The sequence below is a fragment of the Halochromatium glycolicum genome, from assembly GCF_016584085.1.
GTDB lineage: Bacteria > Pseudomonadota > Gammaproteobacteria > Chromatiales > Chromatiaceae > Lamprobacter > Lamprobacter glycolicus.
In genome coordinates this window covers 21220-33688 of record NZ_NRSJ01000006.1, presented here as the reverse complement: position 1 = coordinate 33688, position 12469 = coordinate 21220, and the positions used below count along the sequence as shown (strand labels likewise).

Annotated in this window: 7 protein-coding genes; all 7 read left to right on the top strand. The window is 63.7% G+C overall.

The features are described from left to right. Window positions 1–92: 92 nt before the first annotated feature. The 7 genes from CKO40_RS05120 to CKO40_RS05090 all read left to right on the top strand — a co-directional run bounded on the left by CKO40_RS05120 (window position 93) and on the right by CKO40_RS05090 (window position 12169). Entirely contained in the window at window positions 93–1205 is a 1113-nt protein-coding gene (locus CKO40_RS05120; protein ID WP_200345117.1) for an FIST signal transduction protein, read from the top strand. A gap of 38 nt (window positions 1206–1243) precedes the next feature. After that, window positions 1244–1831, top strand: coding sequence for a hypothetical protein (locus CKO40_RS05115; protein WP_200345116.1), 588 nt, complete (start codon window positions 1244–1246; stop codon window positions 1829–1831). 121 nt (window positions 1832–1952) lie between these two features. Next, window positions 1953–2936: a glucokinase gene (glk, locus tag CKO40_RS05110; RefSeq protein ID WP_200345115.1), complete on the top strand. Its 984-nt coding sequence runs from the start codon at window positions 1953–1955 to the stop codon at window positions 2934–2936. Between the two features lie 121 nt (window positions 2937–3057). Further along, window positions 3058–4875, top strand: a complete 1818-nt coding sequence (locus CKO40_RS05105; protein ID WP_200345114.1) for an autotransporter assembly complex protein TamA — start codon at window positions 3058–3060, stop codon at window positions 4873–4875. After that, entirely contained in the window at window positions 4872–9242 is a 4371-nt protein-coding gene (locus tag CKO40_RS05100) for a translocation/assembly module TamB domain-containing protein (protein ID WP_200345113.1), read from the top strand. The genes CKO40_RS05105 and CKO40_RS05100 overlap by 4 nt, the downstream gene beginning before the upstream one ends. A gap of 339 nt (window positions 9243–9581) precedes the next feature. After that, window positions 9582–10514, top strand: a complete 933-nt coding sequence (locus tag CKO40_RS05095) for a lysophospholipid acyltransferase family protein (RefSeq protein WP_338074124.1) — start codon at window positions 9582–9584, stop codon at window positions 10512–10514. Window positions 10515–11197: 683 nt separating this feature from the next. After that, a complete protein-coding gene (locus tag CKO40_RS05090) occupies window positions 11198–12169 on the top strand; it encodes a lysylphosphatidylglycerol synthase transmembrane domain-containing protein (RefSeq protein ID WP_200345112.1) in 972 nt (323 codons plus the stop codon). The last annotated feature ends 300 nt before the right edge of the window (window positions 12170–12469 follow it).

Genomic DNA, 12469 nt, shown 5'->3' with positions numbered 1-12469 from the left:
GCGGGCTAAGCGGCCGTTTTGACAAGGCATCTTGCGCTCACCGGCTCGACCGTTCGAGTCTGCGTTCCACATCGCATTCCGCACTACCCCTTATGCACTCATTCCCCTTCGCCCATGCCGCTGACGATGACTGGCATACCGCACTCGAGCGCGTCATCGGTGGTCTTGGCTCGGTTTCGGGCCGCCTTGGCTTCCTCTATGTGACCGACGCTGCCAACGCGCATCTGGATGCCATCCTCGATGCGCTGCGTGAGGCGACCGACGTCGAGCATTGGGTCGGTGCGGTCGGGCTCGGGATCTGCGCGACCGGTGTCGAGTACTACGAGCGCCCGGCGATCGCGGCAATGGTGACTGACCTGCCAGAGGACGCCTTCCGCGTCTTTCCACCGATCGTCAAGGACCTCGAGGCGTTTGACAGCGCCCAGCGGTCTTGGCTCGGGAGTGCCCAGCCATTTATGGGCCTGGTGCATGCCGATCCGGCGAATCCGCTGACCGAGAGTCTGATTCGTCAGCTCGCCGAGCGGACGGTGACGGGGTTCTTGGTCGGGGGCCTCGCCAGCAGTCACAGCAACGCGCGGGTCGTCGCCGATGAGCCGACCCAGGGGGGGCTTTCCGGTGTCATGTTCACCGAGGCGGCCGGTGTGCAGACCGCGCTGTCGCAAGGCTGCTCGCCGATCGGGCCGCATCGACGCGTGACCCAATGCCAACGCAATGTGATCGTCGAGCTCGATGGCCGTCCGGCGCTGGATGTGTTCAAGGAAGACATCGGTGAGGTTCTGGCCCGTGACATCTCGCGTGTTGGGGGGTATATCTTCGCCGGGCTGCCGATCCCCGGCTCCGACACAGGCGATTATCTGGTCCGCAACCTGATCGGCGTCGACATCGAGAAGCGGTTGCTCGGCATCGGGGACCTGATGGAGAAGGGGCAGGAACTGATGTTCTGCCGGCGCGATGCGAACACCGCGAGAGAAGACCTGTCGCGCATGCTGAAGCATCTAAAGGGCCGGCTGAGTGGCCCTCCGCGGGGAGGGGTCTATGTGTCCTGTCTGGGCCGTGGCGCCAATCTGTTCGGCGATGACTCGCAGGAGCTGATCCAGATCCGCGATGAGCTCGGGGATTTCCCGCTCGTTGGCTTCTATGCCAACGGCGAGATCTCCCAGAACCGGCTGTACGGCTATACCGGCGTATTGACCCTCTTTACCTGAAACGGGTGGCCATGTGGTTCGGGTTGCTCCGGACTCTGATGCGTCCAGCGTTTGAAGCGAGCCCTGCCCAAGGGCGAACACTGGTGCTGCTCTGGGCGCTGGTCGCAGCGCTCGCGGTGGCCGTCTTCAGTGTTGCCACGATCAAGTTGTGGCCCCTGTTGCAGTCGCCGGTCAGCGAGCGTGCACCGCTGAATCCTTCCTGTAGTCTGCATGCCGGCCCTTGCTCGGTTCGCTTCGACTCAGGCGGTGAGGTCGTGCTCGAGATCGTTCCGCGAGCGATCCCGGCAGTCCATCCTTTGCAGATCCAGGTGACCTTGCGCAATCTGCCTGCGCCGCAAAGCGTCGAGGTGGATTTCGCCGGCGTGAAGATGGATATGGGATTCAACCGCACGCGCTTGCGGCCGCGACTCGATACCGGGATGCGCGAATCGCCCGGACCCGTTGAGGATAGAAGGCCCGGGGCGCCGCTGGCTCGCCCTGAGCCGCTTCAGTGGCGCGGGCAGGGGATGCTGCCGGTGTGCGTGCGTGACCGGATGACCTGGGAGGCGCGTGTCCTGCTGCAGTTTCCGCAGCGGCTGCTGGCCGCGCCATTCCGCTTCGAGACGCTCCGCCCCGGCCAGCGCTGAGCCCGGCCATAGAAGAAACGGGCCCGATCGCGCCGCTGATCGTCGCGAGCGCTGCTATCATCTTCCGACAGCGCCCGGCTGTTGTCGCAATGGGCGCGTCGTCAAGCTTGGAGAGAGAGTCATGCGTGTTTTGGTCGGCGATATCGGCGGCACCAAGACCGGTCTCGGGATTGCCGAGGTCGAAGGCGATGGGGTGACCCTCGAGCTTCACCGACGCTACCCGAGCCGCAAGTCGGTCTCGCTCGGTGAGATCGTCACGACGTTTGTGGACGAGACCGGCTGTGAATGCGCGGTCGCCGCATTCGCTGTCGCGGGGCCGGTTGTTGGTGGCCGCAGTAAGACGACCAACCTGCCCTGGCAGATCGATGCGGCCGCGCTGCAAAAGGGGCTTGGTTTCGAGCGCGTCGGCCTGCTCAATGATCTCGAGGCCGTCGCGTGGGGCGTGCCGGCGTTGACCGAGAACGAGCTGGCGGTGATTCAGGACGGTGCTGAGAACGCGATCGGCAATGCCTGCGTCGTCGCGGCAGGGACCGGGCTCGGCGAAGCCGGGATGTTCTGGGACGGTGCTCAGTATCGGGCGTTTGCGACCGAGGGCGGACACACCGATTTCGCGCCGACGGACGAGCGTGAGTTCGCGCTGTTGAACCACCTGCAGAAGCGGGTCGGACGGGTCAGCTGGGAGCGCGTCGTCTCCGGCATGGGGATCGGCAACATCTACGAATTCCTCGCCCAGTGGCATAAGGCGGTTCACCCGCCGGCTGTGGCCGAGGCGCTGCGCAGCGATGGCGACATTGCGGCGGCTGTCGCCGAAGCGGCGGACAATGGACACGCGATCAGCCAGGAAGCGATGGAGCTGTTCGCCGTACTCTATGGTCGCGAGGCCGGCAACACGGCGCTGAAGCACATGGCGATGGGAGGCGTTTATCTGGGCGGCGGGATCGCGCCGAAGAACCTGGCATTGCTGCAAGGACCCGGCTTCAGCGAAGGGTTCCGGGACAAGGGCCGAATGCGCGGGCTGATGGAGCGCATTCCGGTGCATGTGATCCTCGACCCCGACACCCCTCTCTATGGTGCAGCGCGCTATATGAAGGCTGAGTTGGGCTGACCCAGGGGCTTGCGTGGGGCATCGGCGAGCCGCCCTCGCTGTTTTGGGTGCATTTTTCCGCAACTGTTACTTCTGTGCCATAATGTGTTGTATCTGTGCACCATGAGGCAGTCCCATTCCGATGTCGCCCGCTCGACGGAGACCCGACCTGGCCGAAGCCCTGCGGCTTAGCTCCCTGGTGCTGACGCCTCTGTGGCGCTGGGCCTGGCTCGGCTGGCTGGCGTTTTGTTGGATGCTTCCGGTTACCGCGTTCGCGCTTGATCTCGAGGTCGAAGTCGATGGCTTGGAGGGCAGGGAGCGGGACAATGTGCTTGCGCTCCTCGCGCTCTATCAGGAGCGCGAGGATGCCTCGATCACACCGGCGCGGCTGCGTGCGCTGTACCGTCAGGCGCCAGCGCAGATTCGCGAAGCACTGGCCCCGTTCGGCCTCTATCGCGTTGAGGTCGAGTCAACCCTGAACGAGCCAGCTGCAGCGGATAGAACCTGGGTCGCACGCTTCGAGGTCGACCCCGGCCCCCCGGTCGAGATCGGCCGCATCGACTATCGCATCACTGGTTCCGGTGCCGACAACCCGCGTTTCCCGGAACGGTTCCCGATGCAGGTCGGGGACGCCTTGATCCATTCCGAGTATGAGAAGGCCAAGAGCCGGATCATCCGCATCGCCTCCGAGGAGGGGTACATCTTTGCCGACCTGACCCGGCATCGGGTGCTGATCGATCCGGTCGCCTATGAGGCGATCGTCGAGTTCCACCTCGAGACGGGCGAGCAGTACTATCTCGGCGAGGTGCGATTCGATCAAGACCTGCTGGCCGATTCGTTTCTGCAGAAGTACGTCAATTTCGAGCCCGGCGTGGTCTACAACCCGGAGCGGCTGCTCGGGCTCCAGGGCCGTCTGATCGCGACCGAGTACTACGAGAACGTCGAGATCCAACCGCTGCGGGATCAGGCCGGTCCTGACCGCCAGGTCCCAATCGAGGTCATCGCGAGCCGTAACAAGGCCAATGTCTATCGGGTCGGTATCGGCTATGGCACCGATGTGGGCCCCCGATTCAGCCTCGACTATCGGCGTCGCTATATCGGACGCTACGGACACCACGCGAAGGCCGAGCTCGAGATCTCTCAGCTCGAGCAGTCATTGGTCGGCGAATACCGGATTCCATTTCGCAACCCGGTGCGCGATTATCTCCTGATCCGCCCCGAGGTCTACTTCTTTGACACGGCTAGCCGCCAGGGTGACCTGTTCAAGCTCGGCCTCGCGCAGTCGGTCGAGAATCGATACGGCTGGCGGCGCATCATCGGCTTGGACTATCGTTACGAGGATTATTCGGTCGCCGGTGACGAGGATGACAGCTTCAACGGGGTGGTGCCGCATATCTCCTGGTCCAAGGTGGAGGCCGATGATCCGATCAACACGCGCAACGGCTATCGCGCCAAGATGAACTTGCAGGGAACGGCAGAGGACCTGCTTTCCGATAGCAATTGGTTGAGTGCGAAGCTCGACTACAAGCTGATCAAATCCTTGGGCCAGAACATGCGTTTCATCGGGCGGACCGAGCTCGGCGCCATCTGGGCGAGCAGCGTGAGGGATGTGCCGGCCAGCCAGCGCTTCTTTGCCGGTGGCGACAACAGTATTCGAGGCTGGGACTTCGACGTCTTGGGCCCGAATGATCCGGCCGATAACGAGACCATCGGGGGTCGCTATATCGCGGTCGGCAGCCTCGAGCTCGAGCATCGTCTCGTCGGCAATTGGGCGGGCGCGGTGTTCACCGATTTTGGCAACGCCTTCGATCCCGATTTCGAAGACGAATGGGAGCAGAGCGTGGGGTTAGGTGTGCGCTATAGCACGCCGATCGGACCGGTTCGGGTCGATGTCGCCTATGCGCTGACCAAGGACCCGACAGGATTCAGGTTGCACCTTTCATTGGGGCCGGACCTATGAACGAGTCCGCGAGCACTCCGGCTGAAACCGAGTCGTCTGATCCTCGTGGCGGTGCGGCCCGGGCCGGCGGCACGCGTCCAGCTCGACGGGCCTTGGGCTGGCTGCTGGCCGCGTTTGGCGTCTTGCTGACCGCGGTTGTGCTGGGTTTGCTGTTCCTGCTCGGCACCCAGACCGGCCTCAGAGCAGCGTTTGCCGTCCTCGATGAGCTCGCGCCTGAGATGATCGATGTTGGTCGCGTCGAGGGACGGGTGCTGGGGCGGCTCGAGCTCGGTGAGCTGGCCCTGAGCGTGCCCGGACTCGACGCGCAGGTCGGGACGCTCGTGCTCGATTGGCGTCCTGGTGCGCTGCTGACCGGGACCTTACGGGTCACCCAGCTGAGTGCGCGCGATCTGACGCTCGTCAGCGAGCCGGCGCCGAAGACCAAGCCGTCGGAGCCGTTCGAACTGCCGTCGATCAGACTGCCGCTCGCGGTCGATATCGAGCAACTGCTGGTCGAAAACCTCGTTTATGAACAGGCTGGCGCGCCGCCCGAAGCGGCGATCCGATTGACGCGGGCCGAGCTTCGGGCCGAAGCGGGCGGCGAGACCCTGGACCTGAAGCAGCTGACCGCCGACTTGGCGCAGCCCGATGCACATCTGCAGGCGTCCGGTCGGGTCGGGCTCGCGGATGCGCATCCGGTGAGCCTGGCGCTCGATTGGGGCCTTCGGCAATCGCCAGCCCTGGAGGTCGATGGCGACGGGGCGATCAGCGGCGATCTGACGCAGCTCGCGGTGACCCATCGCATCACCGGGTCGGTCGAGGCCAGTCTGGATGCGCGGGTTCGTCAGGTCCTCGAACAGCCCAGCTGGGACGCGAATCTCTCGCTTGAGGCGATCGCGCTACCCGAGATCGTCGCCGATGCACCCGAGCTCGATCTGCGCGCTGAGCTGAAGAGCGAAGGGGATCTTGAACAGGCCGCTGTGACTGGGACACTCCGTGGCGAGGCCCCGTCGGTAGCCGAAATCGGTCGGCTTGCCGCGGATCTCGATATCGAATGGGCCGATCAGGTGCTCACGATCAAGGCCCTGCGCCTGACCGAGTCGAGCCAGGGACCGGTAGGCACTGACAGCGACGCACCGGCCGAGGTTGGACCCTTGAATGCGCGGGTCGATCTGACCGGGCGGCTGGACATGAGACCGGCCGTACCGACCCTTGCGATGCAGGCGGTCTGGGAACGGCTGCGCTGGCCCCTGGCCGGTGATCCGCTCATCGAGCTGCCGCAAGGCTCGCTGAATGCCGAGGGTGCCTTCGACGACTATGCCTATCGGCTGCGCACGAGCCTGTTCGGACAACCGATCCCGGAGACCGAGATCGCCCTGGTCGGGACCGGAGACCGACAGCAGACCTCGATCACCGAGCTCAGTCTCAACACACTCGGCGGTCAGGTCAACGCGAAGGGGCTTGCCGGCTGGGCGCCGGCGCCGAGCTGGGATCTCGCGATCACCGCGAACGGGATCGACCCGGGGCTCCAATGGCCGGGGTTGGATGGGCGGGTCGAGCTGAAGGCGGACAGCCGCGGTGACCTCGAGGACGGGTTCAGCTATGGCCTGAAGGTGGACGCGTCCCTGGAGCGCTATCCGGCGGCACTGATCAATCTGAGCGGCAGCGGCACCGGGGACCAACTGACGCTCGGTGAGCTCAGCATCGAGACGCTCGGCGGGCTGGTCGAGGGAGAGGGCGAGCTCGCCTGGGCTCAGACGCCGGCCTGGTCGTTGAAGCTGGCGGCGCGCGATATCGACCCCGGGCAGCACTTCGAGGGGCTCGCGGGGGTGATCAGGCTCTCGGCCGAGAGCGAAGGCGATCTCGAGGAGGGGTACCGATTCAGTCTCACGGGGAATGCGGCGATGGAGGATTACCCGCCGGTGCAGATCGATCTCGCTGGCCAAGGAGGCGCCGAATCGGCCAAGCTCGAGACCCTGACGGCCGAGGTGATCGACGGTCGTCTGGACGGCAGCGGCACACTGACCTGGGCGCCGAGCATCGCTTGGGAGGCCGAGCTCGTCCTCGATGGCCTGGACCCCGGGCAGCTGCTGGCCGATTGGCCGGGCACATTGGGCGGGCGTATCCAATCCGAGGGCACGACCGTCGACGACGGGCTCGAGCTCAGCGCTCGCATCAGCGACTTCGGCGGCGAGCTGCGCGGTTATCCGGTCCAGCTCCAGACCGAGCTGGCGATGCTGGGGCAACGGATCGACCTGAAGCGGCTCGAGGCACGTTCCGGTGAGACGCGGCTGACCGCAAGTGGTCGCGCCGATCAGAAACTCGACTTTCGTTACGCTTTTCGCTCCCCGAGCTTGGCCGCGCTGGTGCCTGCACTTCAGGGTCAGCTCGGTGCGGAGGGCAGCGTCGAGGGTACCCTGGCCGCGCCGCGCGTGACCGTCGAGCTCGATGGGCGTGACATCGAGCTCGAAGGGCAGGGCATCGAGCGCATCGATCTGACTGCCGATGTCGGCCTAGACCCGGAGAGTCCGCTTCAGCTCGATCTGACGGCCAGCAACCTCATCGCGGGTGGACAGCGTGTCGAGACCCTTGCGTTGCGCGGTCGCGGGAGCATGCGATCGCATCAGCTGGATGCCGAGATCAGCAGCGATCTGCTGCGTCTGACGGCTGCGGCCGATGGGGGGCTTAGCGACCGTGGCGAGTATCGCGGCGAGCTCGGACAGCTCGCTCTTGAGACGGAGGATTATGGCCGCTGGAGCCTGCAGAAGCCGATGCCTTACGCTGTGGTTGGTGCGTCGCTCGATGTTGGACCGCTCTGTATCGCCGATGGGAACGCATCGCGCGGGTGCGCAGCATTCCAGCGGCCCGAGGCCGGTCGCTTCGTTGCTTCGCTCGATCTCGAGCGTCTCGGTTTCGACCTGCTTGATCAGTTGACTCCGGAACTGATCTCGCCCGAGGGTTACCTCCAAGCGAACGCGCGTTTCGAGGGGCGCGGCGACCTGTTGACCGGGACTGCTCGGATGTCGGTTCCTGACGGGGCGCTGGAGGTGGTGCTGCCTAGGGCGAGCCAAACCCTGACCTTTAGCGGGACTGAACTCGCTATTCGATCCGATGCGGATGGGATCGACGCCCGCTTCCAGCTTCCTGTGGACCAGGCCGGTCGCTTCGATGCCCGTGTCGGGCTCCCCGGTTTTCGGCTGACCGCCACCGGCCAGCAACCGCTGCGCGGGCAGCTCGAGATCAATCTTGACGGCCTGGATCGGTTTGCCGCGCTCGTGCCGGATCTGCAGGATGTGGGAGGTCAAATCGACGGCGATATCGGGCTGAGCGGGACACTCGGTCAGCCGCAGATCCGGGGCAATCTATCGGTCCTTGATCTCGCCCTGAGGGTTCCAGCGATCGGGCTGGAGATCGCCGAGCTCAATCTCACTGCAGCCAGTGAGGGGGCGAGCAGGATGCGGCTGAAGGGGGGAGCGCTGATCGGTGGCGGCCAGCTCGATCTTGACGGCGCGATAACGGGGATAGGAGATGATGAGCCCAGTCTCGAGCTGGAGCTGACCGGCGATGCGCTGACGGTCGCTGATACCAAAGAGTACAACGCGGTTTTATCAATGAACCTGGAGGCTGGATTGGGTCTTGGCGGCGGTGCTGTCAACGGAGAGATCAAACTGCCGCGCGCCCGGATAATGCCGCGGACGATCCCGGCCGGTGCGGTGCAGCCTTCACAAGACGTGGTGGTCGAGGAAGAGGCCAACGAGCAGGAACCCTTTCCGCTCAGCGTCGATGTGCTCGCGAAGCTCGGCGAGGATGTGTTGATCGAGGCATTTGGTCTACGCGGACAGCTCCGCGGGCAGCTGCGGGTAACCAAGGAGCCCGGAGGAGCGATGCTGGGCGATGGTGAGCTGCAGGTCATTGACGGCACCTACCGGGTCTCGCTGCCCGGGCTCGGGCTCCTGACCTCGGTCGGCAAGCCTTTGGTGATCGAGAAGGGGATCGTTGTCTATGCCAAGACCCCGCTGGACAATCCCGGCATCATCCTGAGCGCCCAGCGCCAAGGCGGCGACATCACCGCGGGCGTCCGGGTATTTGGTACCCTCCGCAATCCGAAGCTGGCCTTCTTCTCGGACTCTGACCCGAACATGACACAGTCCGAGATCACGAGCTATCTTGTCACCGGCATCCCGCCCAAACGCGACGCAACAACCGATGACCGCTCGATCTCGGTTGGCACCTATGTCGCGCCCAAGCTATTCATGGAATACGACACCAGTCTCGGTGATCAATCGGACAGTATCAAGATGCGCTATGACCTGACCGAGAGCATACAGGTTCAAAGTGAGACGGGCGATGCGCAGGGTGTCGATATCTTCTACAAATTCGAGAACTGAGGCGCAATGACCAGCAGCTCGAGAACTGGCCAGCTTTCTGGCCTAGGAAGCCCTAACAGAATGGCGCCTGTGGCCATTAAATCAGGAGCTTGCACGATCCTGGCGGCCGTTTTGATAGGGCCTCTAAGTCCGAATTTCATTCGGCCCCGCCCATCGCTGAGGAAGTGCGCACTATCTTGAATTGGATCGATGTTTCCCATTCTATTCTTTGTCGTCGGGGAGCGTGCGGCGAGTCGTCATCGGCTGTTCTGTCTGCGCCGTCGTCAAACTTGGAAGCGTGACACAAGGACGATCAGAACAGTATCTGACCGGCTCTTGGTCTGTGAGTGAGCTGTTGCGGTGAATTCGGGCGCAGGAAAGCTGCTTGGGCCGCGTCATTGGTTTAGCTGGCTCGCGGTCGGTCTTTTCAAGCTCCTCGCATTCTTGCCGTTCCGGCATCAGGTGCTGCTCGGGCGCGGGTTGGGAGGGGTTGGTTACTTTCTGGCCTGGCGCCGCCGTTCGATTGCGAAGACGAATCTCGCTATCTGTCTGCCCGAGTATAATGAGGTTGCGCGTGAGCGTCTGATCCGCGAGCATTTCGCGTGGCTTGGTGTGGCCGTGGTCACCCAGGGTCTGACCTGGTTGGCAACGCCCAGGCGTATCGCGCGGATCGTTCGTGTACGTCATCGCGAGCGGATTGACCCCTATCTGGATGCTGGTCGGCCTGCCATCTTCCTGTTGCCGCATTTCGTGGGCTTGGAGCTGGGTAGCACAGCCTTTTCGGCACTGGTGCATTCTGGGATGTATATGTATCAGCGTCTCCGCGATCCGGTAATTGATGCGCAGGTGCTGCGTGCACGAACTCGCTTTGGGGCCATACCGATCGAGCGTCATCGCGACCTCCGTGAATTGGTTCGGCGCTTGAAGGCCGGCACGCCATTCTTCTATCTGCCTGATCAGGACCCCGGCCGGCGGCGTGGGGTTTTCGTGCCGTTTTGCGGGGTGCCAACGGCAACGGTACCGACGCTGGGTCGGATCGCGCGGATGGCGGGAGCGGTTGTGATCCCGACCTTTGCGCGTTTCTTGCCGAATGGGGAGGGGCTCGAGCTTTGTTTTGATCCGCCGCTGGAAGATTTCCCAAGCGGAGATGAAAAGGCTGATGCGGCGCGGATGAATCAGGTGATCGAGGCGAGTCTGCGGGGCATGCCGGCGCAGTATTTCTGGGTCCATCGTCGGTTCAAGACACGGCCTGTGGGCGCCGAGCCGATCTATCCGGTTCGTCGTCGACGATGATCCTAGAAACCGCAGTTGGACGGCCGCCAGGGTGCGTCCCGCGTGCCTGATCGGGAATTGGCCAGCTAGGCACAACGAGGCGGAATAGTCATTCTATTCCAACGAGTTGTCACAACGCTGGGCGCCGCGCGGGGCGTGCCCTGGTGGTCGTAGCGGCCGTCACCCATGGGTGCGCTTCATGAAGCGCCAGAAGTGGAACCAGTGCAAAGGGTTGCATGCTGGGCTAAGCGGTCAACTGCGGTTTCTAGGATGATCGGATGCTTCGATCGGCGTTGCCCTGGATTGCTTGCTGGGGAGGTCGCGTTCAGAGGGCGCTGTCGTTGGGCGTGTCGCGGGCATCCGGGCTGGTCACCGCTTGGCGGGGGACGCCGTGAATACGGTCCCTGTAGGCTCGGCGATCGCCGTCCTGGCGATCGACGCCCCCGCCAAGCGGTGACCAGCCCAGATGCTTCAGCTCCAACGAGTTTTAGCGCAGGGGGCGCCACTCGGGGCGTGCCCTGGAGGTTGTATAGTCAACCGTACTGGTATCCGTACAGACCCTTTTGGTTGTCCTGGATCACTGCCGCCAGAATCAAAGGGGTCAGTACTCGCATTAGGTTGGATGGCGATAGCGTCCTGCACCGAAATCGAACTCACCTAAACGGTCGCGCCGACGGGAAAGCAGTTCGACTGCCGTTTCGAGGATGATCTCTAATCATTCACAGGGGCTGCGGCTCGGGCGGCCGAGAGATTGGTTCGTCGGGTCGGCGCTGCTGGCGCTGGTGGTGGTGCTGGTCGAGGCGGTCGTCGGCTGGTCGGCGCTGCTTGCGCCTTGGGTGACGCTGCCGCGCTGGGTCTTGGTCACTGCCTTTGGGTTGACGGCCTTGAGCTACCTGTTGCGGGCGCTGAGGGTGCGGGTCTATTTCACGGATGAGCTCCGAGGACGATTCGCTGCGGTGGTCCGATTGTCATTCTTGCACAACACTGCAAACAATCTATTGCCGATGCGAGCGGGGGAGATGGTCTTCCCGTGGCTGATGCGCCGCTATTTCGGTCATGGGTTTGTTGCCGCTGGGGCGTCCCTGGTCTGGATTCGGTTGCTCGATCTGCACGTCCTCGGCCTGATCGGCCTGCTCGTGCTCTGGCTGCAGGCGCCGAATCCGGCTTGGGGACTGGCCGCGTTGGGCTGGGTTGGTTTGCTGCCGGTGCTCTGGTGGACTGTTCGCTGGAGTGGGTGCAAGGGTGAGCCGGGCCGCGCACATTGGCTCAGAGGTCTATTGCGGTTCTTTGCAGAGACCGCACCGCCTGATCTGCTCCGGCTTCTTTGGCTTTATCTCTGGACAACCTTGTCCTGGAGTCTGAAGCTCGTTGCCTTTGCGCTGATCCTTGCGCACTTCTTGCCGATCGAGCCCTGGCAGGTGTTACTCGGCGTGATGGGTGCGGAGTTGTCGAGCGTGCTGCCGTTCCACGGCATCGCCGGCAGCGGTTCCTATGAGTTCGCGACGGTCGCGGCGCTTGTGCCGTTCGGTGTGAGACCTGCAGACGCCTTCAGCGGTGCAGTCAATCTCCATCTGTTCCTGCTTGGCGCGACCCTGCTGCTCGGGGGCGGCGCACTTCTGATTCCGGCCGGGAAACGCACCGATCTCGCGAAGGGTCAGCCTAGAAACAAGAGTTGAACGGCCGTCAGGGTGCGTCCGCGGGCCTGATCGCAAACAGGCCAGCAAGGCACAATAGGGCACAGCAAGGCGCGATAGTCAGGCTCTTCCAACGAGTGGTTGCGCAGCTTGGTGCCGAATGGGGCGCACCATGGGGCCGTAGCGGCGCGCACCCATGGGCGAGTGCCAAGCGGCTACATGATCCCAGTCAATCGAAGCGAGAGTCATCCGCCCTGGTTTCCGGACAGGCTGAGCCCATCGGTGCTGACTGTTCCGGCGCTTCCTGTCCGGTGATCAGGCGGGATGGCCATCGTGTTTGAG